The organism is Sphingobacterium sp. BIGb0165 (genome assembly GCF_024810095.1).
GTDB lineage: Bacteria > Bacteroidota > Bacteroidia > Sphingobacteriales > Sphingobacteriaceae > Sphingobacterium > Sphingobacterium detergens.
Genome location: NZ_JANUEB010000001.1, coordinates 550,659 through 569,965, shown reverse-complemented (window position 1 = coordinate 569,965; position 19,307 = coordinate 550,659). Strand labels below are relative to the sequence as shown.

11 protein-coding genes are annotated in these 19,307 nt (G+C 38.5%); 5 read left to right on the top strand and 6 right to left on the bottom strand.

Features of this window, described 5'->3' with window-relative positions; genetic code table 11:
- Nucleotides 1–76: 76 nt before the first annotated feature.
- Nucleotides 77–2,251, top strand: a complete 2,175-nt coding sequence (locus tag M2408_RS02425; protein WP_259178924.1) for an ATP-binding protein — start codon at nucleotides 77–79, stop codon at nucleotides 2,249–2,251.
- A 447-nt stretch (nucleotides 2,252–2,698) separates the two neighbouring features.
- A complete protein-coding gene (locus M2408_RS02420; protein ID WP_259178923.1) occupies nucleotides 2,699–3,004 on the top strand; it encodes a hypothetical protein in 306 nt (101 codons plus the stop codon).
- A gap of 9 nt (nucleotides 3,005–3,013) precedes the next feature.
- On the opposite strand, the gene M2408_RS02415 is transcribed toward M2408_RS02420, so the two are convergent.
- From M2408_RS02415 to M2408_RS02405, 3 genes are all read right to left on the bottom strand, one after another.
- Entirely contained in the window at nucleotides 3,014–5,032 is a 2,019-nt protein-coding gene (locus M2408_RS02415) for a glycoside hydrolase family 43 protein (protein WP_259179412.1), read from the bottom strand.
- A 115-nt stretch (nucleotides 5,033–5,147) separates the two neighbouring features.
- Nucleotides 5,148–5,810 (bottom strand): response regulator transcription factor, encoded by a 663-nt coding sequence (locus tag M2408_RS02410; RefSeq protein WP_259178922.1) that lies wholly within the window; start codon nucleotides 5,808–5,810, stop codon nucleotides 5,148–5,150.
- Nucleotides 5,811–5,819: 9 nt separating this feature from the next.
- On the bottom strand, nucleotides 5,820–6,518 hold the full coding sequence (locus M2408_RS02405) for a hypothetical protein (protein WP_147420332.1): 699 nt from the start codon (nucleotides 6,516–6,518) through the stop codon (nucleotides 5,820–5,822).
- A 372-nt stretch (nucleotides 6,519–6,890) separates the two neighbouring features.
- On the opposite strand from M2408_RS02405, the gene M2408_RS02400 reads away from it, so the two are divergent.
- Both M2408_RS02400 and M2408_RS02395 read left to right on the top strand, forming a co-directional pair.
- Nucleotides 6,891–7,397 carry an RNA polymerase sigma factor gene (locus M2408_RS02400; RefSeq protein WP_259178920.1) on the top strand — a complete coding sequence of 169 codons (507 nt, stop codon included), beginning with the start codon at nucleotides 6,891–6,893 and terminating at the stop codon, nucleotides 7,395–7,397.
- Between the two features lie 156 nt (nucleotides 7,398–7,553).
- A complete protein-coding gene (locus M2408_RS02395; RefSeq protein WP_259178918.1) occupies nucleotides 7,554–8,276 on the top strand; it encodes an SIMPL domain-containing protein in 723 nt (240 codons plus the stop codon).
- 107 nt (nucleotides 8,277–8,383) lie between these two features.
- On the opposite strand, the gene M2408_RS02390 is transcribed toward M2408_RS02395, so the two are convergent.
- On the bottom strand, nucleotides 8,384–10,792 hold the full coding sequence (locus M2408_RS02390; RefSeq protein WP_259178916.1) for a TonB-dependent receptor: 2,409 nt from the start codon (nucleotides 10,790–10,792) through the stop codon (nucleotides 8,384–8,386).
- A gap of 355 nt (nucleotides 10,793–11,147) precedes the next feature.
- A complete protein-coding gene (locus M2408_RS02385) occupies nucleotides 11,148–17,036 on the bottom strand; it encodes an MG2 domain-containing protein (RefSeq protein ID WP_259178915.1) in 5,889 nt (1,962 codons plus the stop codon).
- Nucleotides 17,037–17,203: 167 nt separating this feature from the next.
- Between M2408_RS02385 and M2408_RS02380 the strand changes: the two genes are divergently transcribed.
- Complete coding sequence (locus M2408_RS02380) at nucleotides 17,204–18,004, top strand: hypothetical protein (RefSeq protein ID WP_259178913.1); 801 nt, start codon at nucleotides 17,204–17,206, stop codon at nucleotides 18,002–18,004.
- 6 nt (nucleotides 18,005–18,010) lie between these two features.
- On the opposite strand, the gene M2408_RS02375 is transcribed toward M2408_RS02380, so the two are convergent.
- Nucleotides 18,011–19,000, bottom strand: a complete 990-nt coding sequence (locus M2408_RS02375) for a hypothetical protein (protein WP_259178912.1) — start codon at nucleotides 18,998–19,000, stop codon at nucleotides 18,011–18,013.
- Nucleotides 19,001–19,307: the final 307 nt, after the last annotated feature.

The following is a 19,307-nucleotide window of genomic DNA, read 5'->3' as shown; positions in this document are numbered from 1 at the left end:
TGCCACATATTACCATTCAAATTGTGTTAATTTTTCGTATATTTAAGCTATATCATAAGGAGTTTTTGGGTTACGTATGAATACTGCTTTTCAATCTAACAATCAAAATACGATCAATCTTCAGCATTTTGGTAGTCTTGTTGTTTTGGACGAACAATTTACTATTGTGGCTTTGAGCGAGTTTGCAGCTGAAAAAGCTGCCCTTTCTACTGCCACACTATTGGGAACTAACTTTTTCGAAAGTTTTGTTGTAGCTTTTGGTGATGCTATTCAAAAAATAGCGACTGCCTTGAGTGAGTTGCGGGAAAATGGACAATCACGTCATATTCTACCTATTAAAATATTCCAGGAACGTGTCTATTTTAAACTTAAAATATACAAGGGCCATTTTTATATTGAATGGGAGCAACAACACAAAAAATATATATCCGCAAGAAAGATAAATGAGTTCAACTTCTTACTTGATACCATCCAACCTAATAACTGGGATCGGGTCTGTTTGGCCATCAACAAGTTATTGAATTACGATCGTGTTTTTGTTCTTCAGGTTCAAGAAACAGGATATAGTGAAGTGATTGCCGAACATACTTCTGATGGCAAACCTTATTTTAAAGGGAAAGAATTTTCTAAAGACTTCATGCCTAAAGAGGCAATGGAATATTACAGTAACTATTCGTATCGTTATATTCCCAATGTTAAAAAAAATGACCAGAATTTTGTTTATATAGAAGACAGCATTGATACACTCTCCAGTTTGCTCTGCCCACTTCCCCATCTCCATCGTCTTTTTCTGGAAAAGATCAATGTTCAAAGTGCCTTATTTTTCCGCATTTGTATAGATGACGAATTTTGGGGGCTGGTTGTAGCCCAACACGCGGAAGAAAAAGTGATAGATCTGCAACAACGGAAGCTTTGTACTTTTGCTATTCAGGCCGCTACCAACAAATATGAAAGCCATGTTAAACAGAACCTACTTGAAAGAACAGAACTCCTTAATACCGCAGAAGTAGAACTAAAAAAAAGTCTATCTGAGAATAAAATGGTCAATTGTGCTTTGGTTCAGCACATAGATACCCTAACGCAATTGGTCAATGCGGACGGTCTGTCTATATTTAATCAGGGCGATGTATTTAACCATGGGCATACACCACATAAAACATTGTTTTATGAAATCATTCAATTCCTGCAAAAGCATAGTGATAAAGCTTTATTCAAGGATTACAATTTTACATTAAATCATCAGAATCATTTTAAAGAAAAATTGAATTTTGCGGGTCTGATGTACCTCAAGGTCGGCATAGAAAGTGATTATTACCTTGTATGGTTTAGAAAAGCAAGCCAAAGTCGTCTCATGCAAATCCGACAAGATCAAAATCACCGTCGAAAGCCTGATTATTTGGAGGTCTGGGAGGATGTTCGTTATGATGTTGCAAAACCATGGAATGATGCTGAAATCAATTTTGTCCTGCGATTGAACCAGATTATCAAAGAATCTATATTTAGAAAGCTCAAAGAAAGACAGTTACTCAACGAAGAACTGCTGAGCCTGAACAATGAATTAGAAATGTTTACTTATACCCTATCTCACGATCTGAAAAACCCCTTGTCAATCTTAAAAATGGGTATACAATTTCTACAGCAGCATTCCGACGACATTGATCTTTCAAAAACTAACAAATGGTATCAAAATTTCAGCAGGAGTATTTCCAATATTGAAGACATCATCAACAATATGGTTCAATTGAGTCAACACCGTGCGAGCGTTTTGGACAAAGAACCACTTCCCATGGCTTACACATTGCAGCGTATTTTCCAGGAAAACAAAACCCTTTATAATACACCTGATTGTCAGTCATATTTCGGACAACTACTACCGATCTGGGGCGAAAAGAGTGCCGTCTACCAGATCTTTACGAATCTTATTGTTAACGCGATCAAATATTCCGCTCAATCAGACAAACCTGCGATTAAAATTGAGAGTACAAATCAGGACGATATGACTTATTATTGCATCAAAGATAATGGCATAGGTATCCCTGAGGAGCATCTGCCACATATCTATGAAATGTTTTCCCGTGCTGACAACGTCTCTGGGATTCCAGGAACGGGGATCGGACTATCGCTTGTTAAACGCGTCATGGAACGTTTAGGAGGTACAATTGAGATCGAATCCAGAGTTGGTCTAGGAACAACAGTCCACCTATATTTCCCTATTGTGGCACCTTTTCCAGATCATATGCTCAATGATTGAATTATGTAGCTACCAGAGACTATGACTGATACAAACATCTCCCGATCTATTCATATCGCTGATGATTGAGGTTTCAGTTTCGCCCAAAAAGATCAATGCTAGTTCTTCTTCGTTAATTTTCGGTAAACAACCAGGGCTATCACAAAAATAAAAATGAGGATAAAGAGCCAAATGCCTGGTTCGGCATACCATTCATTTGAATTCCCCATATTTAACGCTTCCGTTTGTTCCGATGGTTGTGTTACTAGAGCTATTATTATAAAATTTAAAACATAAGGTACCTTCATCATAATTTGTTTCGTTGATCCAACATCTATAGAACCCTCGTCATGCAGAAGTCGTTTGAATTGCATTAGTTTAAACCAATTGCCCTTTGTAATTGTTCCTTTAATAAAGCTATAGTTATAGTTATAAATGATATAGCAATTGTATTCAATCATCAAAACAATGGAAAAGACATTACAGCATTCGATAGTGAAACAAGGTTTGATTATTTTATATTATTTCAGCAATAGATGGTATCGTAAATGTCTCTTTACGGAAAGCCATATTCCCGCTCTAAATGCTACTAGCACCATGAAAACGTCAGTACAGGACCTCGATAAAACGAATACACTTACCGAAGCAGAACTCAGTTGCAATCATAAAGATGAAAACAATGACGGCAGTGGCATGCTGCATCAAATTAGTAAAAAATCAGGTCAAGATAAGGATTTGAAAAAAACAGTTAACCCAAAAAAAAACACAGATTAACCTTAGCGGTTAATCTGTAAGAACTCGTAACTGATTGTTTTGGCTAAAATCGATGTCACGTATAAATACCATCCGTTTATCTCCGGTTTTTGTTGTTCGTCCATGGTAAACACATCGGAGTTTCCCCTCGCGGTCTCTAAAAATGCTGTTGTGTCCTGTACCTGACACGATCCCCCCTCTATCCGTATTTTTTTCAATAATCGGATTCGTTTGTGATTTTTCATAGCTTCCCAACGGAGATTTAGCGGTAGCATAACCAACGGCATAATTCGCACCCGCAAAGTAATTTGCAGAATACATCATATAATACTGTCCTTTTGCGTGGAGTAAGAAGGATCCTTCTGTCCACCTTCTGTTAATTTCGCCAGAAGACACCGACCGACTTTCCCATTCCGATTGTGCATCACTCATGCGCGCGGGAGGACGTATTAAAAGTACCGGTTGCCCAATAACGTGCTGCATACTACTGTCTAGCTCGATGCCATAAACCCAGCTTTCCTCAATAGCATTGTACCCCCATTTAGACTTGGCCCAATCGGCAATTTCGGAAGCAACTGGATGTTCATAGCAGCAACGCGAATAAAATAAATAATTTCTATTGTCGACATCCCGAAAGACATTCGCATCAATAATAGGATATCCAGGGTCAAATAATGGTTTACCTGTCAAATCTATAAATGGCCCCAAAGGATTATCAGCCACAGCGACACCAATACGATAATTCTCCAGCTTATTTCCAGGGTTTTCCTTCCAGTGCGCACTATAATACATATAGTATTTATTATTGATGGCGTACACCTCTGGCGCCCAAAAGTCTTTGATGCCCCATCCTTTGACTTGTTTGCCATCGTACACTTGCCCAGCTTTCTTCCAATGCCTTAGATCTTTAGAACTGTATGCTATAAACCCATTTTCTGTGCCTCCCGTTCCATACAGATAGTATAGGTCAGTAACTTGATCATACAGAATAAACGGGTCGCCAAAAGCGACATCAATAGGCTCGTCAGGTTTGTTGACAAGTTCAAGCAACCTGAACTTGGAACCGTCAAATTTGGGAATTGCAATACCACTTTGTCTAGCAGAAGCAAGATCAACAGGTACAATAGCTGTACGTCTTGGAGCAACTTGAGTGTCAGAATAATGTGTATGACATATGTAATACCATTGTTGTCCTTTTTGGAATAAATCACCATGGCCAGTACCTGCAAACCCACTTGTATGCTGGCTCAATAACGGATTTGTTTCAATTTTTTCCCAGGGACCATATACATTGTCCGCCACCGCAACACCTACGGCATAGTCTTTATTTCTAAAATCATTGGCTGAATAAAACATATAATAATGACTGCCTTGCTTTACAACAGTAGGTCCCTCACTGACTGACCATGTTGAACCGGCAGTATTCTCCCAAGCTTGTTCAGCATGAAGACATTCTTTTAATGTTTCTTTTTTGATTCCCGAATAGTCATCTTTTAATTCAGCAACGAAGATGCGATTTCCTTCAACCAGTCTTACATGAAACAAATATTTTTTACCATCGCTGTCCTTAAAAACATAGGGATCAATCTGCTTTCCATCATCAATAAGCGTTCTGGCAATGTCCTGTTTAAAAGGCCCAATCGGAGAATCACTGATAGCGATGGCAATTTGCTCATCAGCCGTATAAGCCATATAAAATTTGCCTTGCTCCGACCAGACTTGAGGTGCCCAAAAGCCTTTGGTTCCAAATACATCTTCTTTTACCAATGCAAATCCGGCTTTTGCACCAATGGGACCCTCCCATTGTTTCAAGTCCTCAGACCGATATACTTTAAAGCCTAACTGTTTATCGCCATCACCATTGGTACCATATAAATAGTAATAACCGTTATCGTAGAAAATGGTGGGATCCGCCTGAAAAAGACCATTTTCTAATATCAGTGACCTGGCCATGGAATCGGTTGGAGATGGTGTAAAAATACCATGCCCTGTTGCGTAGCTCAACGAATCTATCGCACTGAGAATAAAAAGCAATACATAAAATTTCATCTGTTTCACCTGAATACAATTTAAGTCCACACTAAAATTGAACAAATAATTTTTATATCACAGGTGTTATCGTATCAATGAAAGATCAATTTGTATCTTTTTCTTATTATCAGGGTTAATTCAATATCCCATTTTCGAAGGCAAACTTCACTAAATGTGCTGTATTTTTCACACCCGCTTTATCAATTAAATTTTGACGGTGGCCTTCCACTGTACGTTTACTCAAAAAGATCTTATCGGCAATTTCAATATTTGTATACCCTTCAGCGATAAGCCCCAAGACTTCAAGTTCACGTTCGGAAATTTCAAAATCCGCCCGTAACCCTATCGGATGCTGCGCGTAACGTTGTCCCGAACGTATATGCTCCAAAAGCAACATGGAGATCTCTTCACTCATATATCGGCCACCAGCTGCAATGTGGTTGAGCGCAAAAAGTAATTCGTTATACCCAATGTTTTTCACCAAATATCCCATAAGTCCATACTCAAACCCCTCGATGACATAATTAATCTGGTTCAACATCGACAGGATGACGACTTTTATATTTCCATATTGCTTATATAAGACCCGCAAAAGCGCTATACCATCCATTTCCTCCATGCTGATATCCGTCAAAATAATATCTGGAACTGAATCTGGATTCGATTGCAGGTAATCTAGCGCTTCCTTACCATTGGAAGCCTCCCCAACAACTTCAAAACTATCCTGGGATTCTAAAAGCAATTTAATACCATTGCGCACTACCATATGGTCTTCTACCAATAGGATTTTTATCATATCGTCTTTTTAAATAGTTAATTTAAGAATTATACCCTCTTCGAGGGTGTCACTAACAATTTGAGCACTGTAAAGCTCTGTTATTTTTATTAAACGCAATGGGCTATCCACACGTTTGGGTGTCTGTAATGAATTATCTTCTTTAAAATAAGGTAACACCTTAATAAAGATCGCAAAATCGATGAGCTGCACAGATATCGAAATTGCCTGAATAGGCATTTCCTCCTTCAAATATTCAAATAGTGCCGTAAGCAACTTAAAAAGGCGAACTTGAATATGACGCTGAAGTTCCTTTAAATTTGGATCGAGAATAATATCTATGGTAAAACTCAGCTTTTGTTTATAGGAAGCCACTACTTCATCAATCGCATGGAAAATCCCGAGATCATTCAAAATAGGGTTATAGAGCAAGGTCGCTTTATTACGCAACTCGATTACTAGAGAAGTCAATGAATCACGTAAACAACGTAGCTCTTCAAAATCACCGTGTCTATTGGTGAAATTCTGGAGCGAAATACGCATACCATACACTTCTTGCGCAAGTTCATCTCTAAAGTAACGCCCAATACGCCCGAAATCTTCTTGTTGACTCCGGATAATGGATTTGTAAAATTCTTCTTGGTTCCCACCCCAAATCTGATTTAGATCATGCCCCCCTTCGTTTCGCTGTGATTGATCTATATATAAATTTTCGTCTTCGTTCCCCATAGTATTCTCCTTTTTGTACCTATGATTAATAACCATTATCAAACTCGAACAGTTTTTAAAAACTGATAAAACGTTAAAAGATGGCTGTATAGTTTATAGTACTACGTATAAATACGTAGTACTACGGGATAAAGAATGGATTTAAACAAGGTAAACACTTGTTGTTAAAGTAAAAAACACCTTAATTTTCACTCCGAATCTGACAGTACAATCATTGAAATAAATGATAATTAACACTGATTTACAGCTAATTACAGTAGAAAGTAAATTACTCAACGCGATTTTAAATTTAAAAACGTTGACTTTTATCTTTTTTTTCTAGCACCCTAATTGCAGTAACCTTGGCACTGATAGACACTTAAAATTGATAATATGGAAAATACAACAATCGATCAACTGTTTAAGGAAAAGAGACCTACATTAAAATATTTGGCTGCTCAATTTACAAGTGATCCAGATGAAAGAGAAGACTTGGTGCAAGAAACTATGGTTAGATCATTGTCTTCCATAGAAAAGTTTATAAAGCATCCTAAGCTCATGTCCTGGTTATATATCATTATGAAGAATACGTATATTAATCAGTATACACGGAATAAGAGACTGGAAAATTACCGCAATGAATATATAAGCACCGGTTATGTCAATGAAATTACACGTAACCGTGGCGAAAATAACTTTGTGGCATCGGATATTCAGCAGGCGCTCAATAATTTACCCAAAGATTATTACAATGCTTTTGCGCTATTTTTGGAAGGGTTCAAATATTATGAAATTGCGGAACACTTGCAAATACCTGAAGGAACTGTAAAGACGCGTATCCATATGGCACGCAAGTCCTTACAAAAGCAACTTAAAACCTACTCGAAGACTATTTATTAAAAATAGCAATCCTTTATATAGTGAAGCAGGCGCTCATCGTGCCTGCTTTTTTGTTTGCTATTTCCGATTTGATTTTTTGGGTCAACAGCAGCTCTCCCATTAATTTAGTATATTAGACTAGGTACTAACTAAATACAGATTAATAATTATAGATATATGAGAAATAAAATAAAGTTATTGTCGCTATTTATCAGTAGTGGTTTCCTATTGATGATATCCTGCCAGTCTGTCTCCAATGACAATCAAAACCGGATACGGGTCAGCGGTGAAGGAAAAATTAGGATAATGCCGGACCAAGTTACACTCACCATAAATACGGCATTTACAAAACCCAGGATGGTGGATGCTGTAAGGGAAACACAAAATACCGTAGATAGTGTCATTGCTATACTTGGAAAATACGGGAATAAAAAGGAAGATATAAAGACAAGCAGTGTATCAGCCAATAAAGACTATCAATATATTGGAAATACGACTAAATTTGTCGGCTACCAAGCACAGCAGACTATCGATTTTGTCCTACATGATCTATCCAAATTCACTGAATTAACGGGAAAATTACTCGAGACAAAAATAAGCGGAATTGGTTCCATTTCATTTGCCCACTCCAAAGCCGACAGTATTCTACGGGAAGCTGACCTGATTGCCTATGATGACGCACTAAAATCCGCACAAAAGCTGGCTTCGAGAGCCGATGTAAAAATTGGTAAACTCTTGTTCCTGTCAAACGATGGCAGCCCTTCCAATGAAACTACTGGTAACAGAACCGGGATGGCTTTAGAAACATTTAGTAAAGCTTATGGCGGCGAAGGTTTTAAAATAGCACCTGAGGTACTTGAATTTAAAAGAACAATATACACCGAATTTGAAATAAAATAGCGTCCTCGCTATACAATACAATCGGTCCAACGCGTAATAAAATGTCCCCAAAAAGTTGCACACTTTTGGGGACATGATATTTTCAGTATTTTTTTATTGCAATTTTGCTAGAATTTGAGACTCAGCTCGGCAGCAAAATTCCTAGGCATTTGGGCGACAACCACCCCTTGTCCAGAAAAATAATGTGCATTACTGATGTTGTTCATCTTGACACCAAAACGATAGAAATCACGTTCAAGAGAGATCGAAGCATTAATCAACGTATACGCCGGAAATGTAAATTTCCCTGTTATAGAATTATCAGCCGAAACCTGCTTTCCAACGTGATTGACCCCAAATCCAAAACCCAGTCCCTGTAGTTTTGGAGTCTGTAACACATAGCTGATCCAGGAGTTAAAAACTTGTGCAGGACCTGCAGAAGCAGGACGGCGCCCTTCTACCGTAGAATCCGCCCGTTGATACCGGCTATCATTATAGGTATAGCCCGTAAGAATATTCAACCCTTTGATCGGATTGGTAATCAGTTCCAACTCAATACCTTTGCTGCGTTGTTCCCCATCCTGAAAAGTTATATTATATTTATCACCTTCATACACAATGGACTCCATACGGGTCATATTATTCACGACAATATCGTAATAAGAAGCCGTAAAATTAAAACGGTTATTCCAGAAATTGGTTTTGATACCAGCTTCCCATTGATTGGCCAACTGTGGCTTCATCTCATTAGGATATTGACTTAACTCATTATCAGCTGGAGGCACATAGCTAAAGCTATTCATATAATTACCATAGGCCGACAATTTATCTTTAAGAACTTGATATACAACCCCAAACTTGGGTGAAAGCGCCGTTTGCTTAAAGTTATCCTCTCTTACATTTGTATTTAAGTTCAATTGACCACGGCTGTTATAATGATCCAAGCGCAAGCTCAGGATAGTCGTTAAACGATCTGTCAGAGACAGTACATCGGATATATAAGCGCCATAGATGTTGCTGGAGGAGTAATTCCGAAGTAGCGGTTTAGTGGACAGCTGTATCTTTTGGGTAACGAGTTGATTGGAAATAGATTTATAACCCTTTTCTAAATCCAGCGCGTTGATCGTGTCAAAGACGATAATGGATGAATTATTATTCCTTAAGGTCTGGTTCAGGTAATCTAGCCCGATCAAAATTTTGTTTTTGACATTTCCGATCTGGAAACTTCCATTGAAATTTTGTTGTATACTCGTCGAGCTTCCTTCTGTATTCTGCCATTGAACATTTCTCTCGAGTAAAGCGTCACTTTCCTCACCTCGAATAAATTGGTATTGATAAATACCTTCTGTTTTTCTGAAATTTCTGGAGATCAACGTCTGTGAAGTCCAATTATCTGAAATCTTATAATTTACCTCACCTTTGATATTGATGGATGGCGCTTTCAACGTAATATCATTGTTCGAATAGGATTTATTCCAGTCAAATCCAAGTTCTTCAGGTCTCTTTGCAATAAATTGGCGTCTGCGTGTAAGAAAGATTATGGGGGTATTGGTTCCTTCGTAATTGTATATCTGGGCCCCCAGATTAAACGTTAACCTATCATTGACCTCATAGCTAAATGTTGGTGCAGCAAAAAATGATTTTCTAAATTCGGAATCACGGAAACCGTTTTGGTACTGATAGGCTGTATTTAAACGAAACAGCGTCTTACGGTTGCTGGTGATAGGTCCGAATACATCGGCTGTAAGGCGATTTAAGTTGTAGCTCCCAAATAAATAAGATACTTGGCCGCCATAATAGTCCTTAGGTTTCTTCGTGACGAGGTTCACCAATCCACCGAAAGAGGTGGCTGCTCCGCCATATAAAGTACCTGAAGGACCTTTTATAACCTCGATACGTTCCACATCCGCAGGATCAATTTCGCCATTTGTATTTGCGGGGAGACCGTCCACCAAGCCTATTTTAGTTGGGAATCCGCGCAAATTGTAATAAATAGCACCATCTGACCCACGGCCTGGACTTCCCTGCACTTTCACCATCCCCACAACGTTTTTAACTGCCTCCGACAAATCTGTGGTCAACTGTTCTTTCATCAATTCTTTGTTGACATTAGAATAGGACTGTGGATTTTCCATATAACCCAACTGCACCTTTGCCACTTTCGAACTATCGCGTTCCAAAAATTTATTGCGTCGATAACCATACACGGTCACCCCATCCAGATAATAATTGTTTTTAGTCCCGTAAATCGTCGGAAGGACAGTTGTCTGGTTGTCAACATGAATATTTTCCCGCAATAACTCAATATCATTTAGACTGACTTGTAGAATATAATCACCGGGAGGAACACGATCTAAATAAAATTCTCCAGTTGCATTTGTCCGCCCCTGGTAAGATGTATTTAATAGCCGGACAATGGCATCCTTGGCAACAACGGACTGGTCTACCATGATTTTGCCGGATATACGATCGGCCTTTTGGCCGAATGCTGTGAAAAACAGCAGGATTGAGACGATAAAAAGTATCGATCTTTTCATAAAAATTGTAATGGTTTTTAAATTCTATTGAAAATTTTATTTAGACAAATTCTAAACAAAAGTAATCTATATTTTTAAAATTCAAAACAAGCTTATAAATTCAGGGCAATAACAAACCTTTCGCTATTCATTTATAATATTTAGTACAATTAAATAAAAGCATCCAATGAATATAATTATTTCCTCATAATACTACTAAACAACAAAAATAGACTACTAGCACTTATTTATATTCAATAAATTTAAACCCAATTTCAACAAAAAAGATAAAAAAACATGGTATATTAATCGATAAAAAAGGCTACTCTCAGAAATTTCTAAGAGTAGCCAAAGTTTTAGATTTTTTCGTAAATAATTAGGGTACGATGCTCAATACTGTATTCGTGCTCCGTGCGTTAACCCCAGGATCATACATAGATTCTATTGTCGTGATTCCTGAATTAAAAGTCCCCAGGTTATTCGCTTTAACCTCATACTCGTAAATGGATCTTCCCTTAGACAAGCGATCCATAAAGTAATTTGTTGAGGCATCTTTCGAGCTGAAATAGTAATTCTTCCGCCATTGATATCCCGAAGGACTAAACACCGGTTCTACACCAGCTGGACGGCTATCTTTCAGATGAATGTATTGCATCGGCTCATCATTAATTACCGTGATCCTAACTTTGATACGTTCCCCCAGTTTAGCTTCCTTGGATTCTACCCATTGCCCTTTTCGTTCCACTAGATATACTTTCTGAACCGAAAGCGCATTTGTACTTGATTTTATCTGATCAAGATCAGCAAAATACTGATGAACAACAGCTCCATAAACCGTTCTTTCGTTATGATTTTGAACTTGAATATCGAGATCGGTCTTCAAATCGACTTTATCGAACTGCTTACTGACTTCGCCCAAAACAGTATTGCTCAATTCGGCCTTTTTGTTGTTAATCGAGATCTGTACCGTATTTTCAATAACAAAGTCTTTTGGATTGTTGGCCAATAACAGTGCATATATTGCATCTACAGTCATCCAGGTATTATACCAATGATTTACCTGTTTGTTATAATAGATCCATTGGGTGACTTGATTTAGCTTAGCCGGATTGTTTATTTTGTAAGCTTCCACAAGATAAGATTGCAAACTAATCTTATTGTACTGGTTTACATTACTTTTCCAGTACATTCCTTTCTGCACATCGATCACGGCCTCCTGATCAAGTCTATTCTTGATCTCCATGCTCTGCTTGCCCTGGCCAAAGATCTGGCTCACAATCCATGTTTTCGCTGCCATTCCTGCGCTCCGACCAGCGCTACTTAAAGAAGAATTGACCAATTTGCGTTGCAATAACTGGAGGGAATCCTTTGGTATAGGATTAAATTCAGTCCAATACCGTCGTGCAAACAAATAGTCTATCCCCATATCTGTGCTGGCCTTTGGCGAAAATATAGCGGGATCCCGGTCGAGATATTGCGTAAGTTTTGAAGCCATCGCACGGATATCACTATTGACCAAGCTTTTGTCCAAATAGAGTACCTTACCGATGATTTCCAGCATACGGATACTAATTTCAGTATTAGCCTGTCCCCCATCAAACCATGAAAAGGAACCATCTGCGGATTGATTATTACGTATTTTTTGTTCAACAGCGTTGATTTCCGCTTGTATATCCGATCCAAAGAACGTTGCAATTTTCTTCAATCGTTCGGCATCACCCTGTATGTCACGCAACCAAGGCATTTCTTCCATTTTGAACTCATTTAAACCACTATTCTCCTCCAATCGGCCTTTTTTTGTATCGACATCCAATTTCTTAAAGTAGTCTGTCACCACCGGATAATGCAACTGAATATATTGGGCGATCTTGAGACCAAACCACTTACTGCTCAACTGTTCGTTGCATTCGTAAGGATAATTTTTCAAATAGTCCAGTGCGGAGAGTATTTCCAAAATGGGATTGCTTTGTACCTGGATTCTCCCCATGAGATTGTCTTTCGCACTTCCCTTTACCGTAAAATTTTTGGATTCACCGGCTTTTAGGACAATCTTTTCTGTATCGCCAATCAGTATCTTATTTGGCAATATGGGTATTTCTACAATCTCACCATCCGAAAACTCACCACCTGCTGCGACGATGCGGATCTGTATCGTCGGATATTCTGCCGGAATCTTTAACGACCATCCCACTGTGCTGTTATTGGATGGCTCGACACTAAAGTTTTTTAGTACTGAATCGACCTGGAAAGCAGTTGAAACCACTTGATTATTTCGTGGATCGATAAGCTCTATTTTTGTATTTCCCTCAATACGTTCTTTGCTCAGGTTTTGAATCTGTGCCTTGATTGTTAACTGGTCATTCGTTCTAAAATAACGCGGGATATTCGGGCGCAACATTAACTGCTTTTGGGTTTGTGTAAAATAGGTTCCGCTAGCCGACGCCAGATGCTGATCATGAGCGAAAAGCAGCAATTTCCATTTCGTCAATGCTTCGGGACTATCAAATTCAAAACTGATATTCCCTGCTTCATCGGTATACAAATTGGGATAGAAGAAAGCTGTTTCCTGTAGGTTGGTGCGGGCTTTTATATGCTGTAATTGATTATCTGCGGATAAATCCAGCCCTCCATCAGCTGTCCGACCACTGCCCATCCCAAACTGAGCTACTTCCTCATTTACAACCATATATTCTGCGTTTGCTGCATCCCCCTCAACTGGAGGCTCATACATAATTGCCGAAGCCGATAAAGGACTTGACTGTTTTGCCACCACAGACACCCCTCTGGCACGTGTCTGGAGTACCTCACGTAAGAGACTCGGATCCCGTAATTCATCATACATGATCGCTGCCGCCCTATAAGCTTGCTCGTCGATCAACTCTTCGTATTTGGCATCCCGTTCCAAGGAATTTTCACCGTATCCCTGACGGGTTGACAAAAGATCATAGTTGTAAATTTCATCACGCCGATTATCCGCATAAACCCCATAGAAATTCGAAGTAAAAATGTTCCCTGAATAGGTCTGCTGTTGAAAAGCATTAATAATATAGTAGTTATTTGACCTCGGATAATATGGGTAACGAAATTGGAAAGAGCCAAAAGCGTGGCTAGCAAATGCGTCCAAAGATGCATCATACATTGTCGCTAATACCTCAGTGGCGGTGGGTTTATCCTCTTGTTTTACCGTAAAACTCCATTTTTCTTTTTGACCGGGCGTTATTTTATCCCTAAATGTCTTCGTCTGGATTGTTAGTTCCTTATTTTGTTGCGAAATAGGGATAACAATCTGGGATAGCGTCATTTTATTATCCACCAAAAATAATGCATTCAGTTGCAGTTGCCCTACAACATCCTGCTCAGTCAACACAAATTGATAGCTGATACGACCATCTTTCCAACTTAATACCTTTGTCTCCAATTTTTGCGAAGCCCGCTCGCGTAACAGCAGCAATTTCCTGGCATTTTTTACATCCGTCTGCATATTGATGGTAACCTGATCACCAATTTTGTATTTGACTTTATCCAACTGGTAGGAGAAAAACTGCTGGTCGCTTAGTTTCTTATCTTTCGACCGATATAGACTAGTGTAACTAATAGCGCGCACCGTATCCCCTTCCTGTATACTGATAGCTTCGATCTGATATCGTCCCCAATCAAACTGTAATGAGTCCAGTATAATCTTGCTCGTATCTGCGTTATCAAAATCATAACTGGCTATCTTCGTTTTTTTCTCTTCTTTTTCGAGCGAGGTCGGATCGAAATAAAGCGGAAAATACTTACTATAAAGATCTCTTGAAAGCAGGTGGTACTCTGCCCTTGCGAAACTTCCCCGATATTCATCTGTCAGCGGAAGGCTTGCCTGTTCCAATTTATAAATGTTGACCTTTCCGCTGAATTTTAATGGGAAACCATTTTGATTCTGCTTTAAGATGGTAATATCTCGCCATCTTTTTTCTTCCATCAGATTCGGCACCTGAATCTGGAGCTGCCATGGACGGGATGAATAGGCATAACCTCCAGAAGCCATCTGCATTTCCCCTGTCTGATTGATCACCTCAGCCTGGTATACCAATACATAATCTTTCAATCCTACAAATTGATGGTCCATCAATGGCACGCGAATCGTAAAGTTTCCCTTGGCATCAACGGTTGTAGTAGAATCGCTATGAACAATATCCTTTCCTTCCTTGGCATTATAAAACGAAACTTTATACTTCACTGCTGCGCCGATTAGCGAAACACCTGAAAGGCTCTCCGCCTTGCCAATGAATACTGCTGTGTCTTTCGGAGTATAGGTGAACTTGTTTGGCTCAAAAGTTACTTCAAATGTTGGACGTTTATATTCTTCAACCTGAAAATATTGCTGATCAAGCTGTTTAGAATCGTGAAAAACCAATAGATTATAATTTCCGTTCAATGCCTTTGATGGCAATTGGAAACTCGCATGGACAGACCCAAATAGATTCGTTATCAAACTGATCGAGTCAATCTTCTGACGATTGGCATCCTGAAGATAGATTTTCACATTTTGCTTTTCCAGGACTTTACCCTTTTGTACATGATCATCGTAACGAATAGTCTTAAAATAGACCTTTTGCCCAGGACGGTAGATAGCTCTATCCAGCAAAGTGAGCGCACGCATATTTGTTCTTTTATTGCTCTCCTCTATAGACGTAGTCCGATCTTCATAATAAACATTATTTTGCTGCTTATCCAAAGGAATCATCGCTTTTTCCCCATGAAGCAACAGCATGTGATTATGTAAGTAGGCTGCATTTTTGGGAGAATAGGTGGATTTGTAATTGAACTCGCCCGCAGCATTGGTCTTTAATTGCGTGATCAGTTTAGGCAGTGCTTTATTCCTCAATTGATAAAGTTCCACCATTTCATTTGCGTAGGGAGCGCCCGTTTTCCGGTTCAATAGCAAACCCGTATAGACAAATTCATTTTGAGGTTTTATACTTATACTTCCAGACAAAAATGCATCAGAAACAATCAGTTGAGAAACAGCTATATCCCGATCCTGACCGTTATCTTGAAATGATTTATTATTACCCATCAAAATCGTGTAGGTACCAGCTTTAAGGGGATTAATTTTATAAATTGTATTGTGCGTCGTATAATCTTTAAAGGCTTTCAATGCCACCTGTTCCTCATAGACCAATGGCGCATCTACTGTAGTCTGATAACTTGCGGAATCATATTTTACCGTAAAGTCCTTTACGCCCTTAGGCGTAGGACTTGTATTATAAATACGGATATATAAAGTATCCACATTCGTGTGGTTAACCTGGAAAGGAACATATTCGTCCGTCGGTGCCGTTCTTTTATAATTTAGCCTGATGAAAGCCTTTTTTATTTCCCTCGTCAAATTATCTACATTCGAAACCCAGGGCGATTTTGGATATTCTTTTAACGCTTGTTCAAGATATGTAATTGCCTTTGTCTTTTTTCCAATATCGTTGAAACTTGCCGCCAACCGATAGAGTAAAAATGCGTTGTAGTTACTTTTATAGGTTTTTATATGCTCCAGGTAGTCTCCTTCCCGCTCTTCGATATTATTCCATTTCCAATCATAAGACATGATATAGCTGCTGGCATCTGGATAATCATTCTTGGTGCTGATTGCCAACAATTGCTTTTTAAGTTTATCCTTATCAGCAGCGTTAGCAGCTTTTAATGTATTCAAAAAATCCAGATATTGATAACCTAAAAAATGGTAAAGAGTGGGATTCAGGCTCATATTTCGTGTTTCGACAAACAGCCCCTTCCAGCGCGCTATAGGTTCCGCACTTAAACTGTTTACATCCGAAATTGAGAGACGAAAAATAGAATCGATCATACCGATTTTACCTTTTGCATCTTTTGCTACAAATTTGTTCTGGCTTTTACTTGCATATCGGTTGATATTTGAAAATAAATAAAGTGCATAAAAGTTTTGGAGAACCGATTTATTCAGCTTTTCAGCAATCCGGATATTGTCTTCAAAATGTTTCTGGATACGCAAAAAAGCGGAATCTTCAGATTGGTTTACTTCCAAAACTTTCCCTTCCGCCAAAAATGCACGAACCCATTCCGCCTGGTTTCCAGAGCGTCGCGCTTCGGCTTTAATATCCGCCAATATGGGCAATGTCTGTGTGAAGTTTTTAATTGCAATGAGCCTTTCGACCTCATTCCACTTTGTCTCCACCTTGCCTGGCTTAAGCTCCTGCGAAAATCCCCAGATTGGGAGACATGTCAACAATAACCAAATGTATCTTTTCATATAATACGACGCTAAATATCTACTAAATATGAGCATTTTTTTTCTGAAAGGATGCAGTAAATAAATAGATTCCATAATCGTTTAAGAAAAAATTAAATAGCACCCTATTTAGCATCCCGAAAGCGTATTTTACTTCTTTTATTTATCTTTACGATAAAATACAGCATATGGGTTATTTAAAATTTACGAGCATCTCTTTCTTTCTGGTCCTAATCTTATCCGCATGTCAAAATAAGGCTACGAATTCAACGTCCACAAAACAAGAGGCTGCAATGGATACAACAATTCCTCCTCAGCAATCACAAGCTGAAAAAGCCCTTCCAGCTGCATCAGCACCAATGACCAATCCGACAGACTCCATGATAGATGGTCAGGTTTTAGTACCTTTTGCCTATCGGATCTGGGATGATAACAATGTATCCAAAGTGATTAACAACGGCTGGTTGGAACTTCATCGTAAAAACGGAAAATATAACGTTGCACCAGCGAAATATACCATTACTTATGAGAAAGAAGAACCTTGTTCGGGCTTACCCACAGAAACCATAAATCCGCAAAATGATGTGTTGGTATTTTTTAACATATCCGCTATACAGAATGGTTCAGTAGACAGTATAGCGCTCCCCAATAAGATTATTCCACCCAATAAACCGGTTGAATTTACCTACAAAAATGACCGCTATGAGTTGCGTGCTACTGGCATTGAATTCTATAAGGATGAGGAGCAGAAACCCAATGCAAGATATGCATTAAAGCTTTTTGTCAACGGTCAATATCAACGGACGCTGATCGACCAGACCGCCTATCATGACACAGCGACAACGCTTGAATTTATTGGCGACCTCGATCGGGATGGTAAATTAGACTTTGTTATCTCCAGTCCCCGTGATTACGAAGAATCGAGAACAATCATCATTCTATCCACAGCAGCATATCCATTTGTTGGTACGGTACAGTTTGATTGTTAGCTGGTCTTAAATTGTTTTGATTGTCAGGAACTTGTTTTTGCTTTCCTCCTCACTTTCCATGAATGCGAATAAACGATGCTTCATATCAAAGGTGACCACTGATTCGTATTTCGGTAAGGTATAGATAATCCGGTTTGTATTGGTATCGAAAATAACATAGTCCATTCCATCGGGCACATCGACATACCACGCATCAAGATCTTCCTTGTCAGGTTTTTCGCGATGGATTAACAGATAACGTCCATCACCCGAGACTTGTGTGTGCAGATAATTATGGACAGATCTAAAACCAAGATCTTCCCAAGTGATATGATGTTTTTCAATTTTTGATCTCAGATCAAAGTAACTAAAACCCAAACCTTTTCTAAATACCACTAGGGTGTCATCATCGGTAAACTGGAGCTTGCACATAAATAACTGATGATGGGATTTTTTATACGGCAGCGCAAGAGCTGTACTTGACATAGTTTTCAGATCAATAATAGACAGGCTATCCTTCAATGAATCATTCCAGCTTTTGTACGCGATCAGATCATCAGTCTGGTTGATGGCTAGCTCATTCGTCAGTCCAGCCTGCTCCGATAATGCGATATCAACTGATTCCGCTGTCTCAAAATTATAGATCACCAGTTTTTTCCCATTTGGATAAACAAGACTATTTTGCCTATTGAAAAAGCTAAAACTGACGGAAGCCTGTAATTCAAGGTCCTTTGCATAGTCAAATTCCTTTACAATCTCCTTTTGCTGAAGATCTATAACAAAAATCTTAAATAAACAGCTAAAGGCAAAATAACGATTGTCAAAACTAATCGCACAATAATGGATTGGTAGATCATGTTTCGGCCCTTTTAACCGGACTTTAAACAGTACTTTATCCTGTTGTAGATTAAAAATCTGAACGCCACCTTCATAAGTCCCAACCATAATATAGTTCCCATCGGCGGAGAAGCGGAGCATACTTGGATATCCAGTTATTTTAAATTTTCTCAGTATCATTTTCAGAATCTATTATCAATTTTAAATATGTCATTTCCCTATTGTAACCTTAAAGATAATAATTTACCAAAAATACGAGATCAAAAATCAAACAATTCCACTGTCTAAAAACGATCAAAATAAAATAGTTATTTTTTTATATATTTAATAAATAATTCATATTCAGTTAATATCAGTTTCGTTCCTTTATAATAGAATAATTAATGCAGTTAACACTTTAATGTATCAATTATGAAAACGATCAACTATTTTTTCCAACGGATTATATTTAGAATCTTTTTAGGTCGATTCAGTTCATTCTATTCAC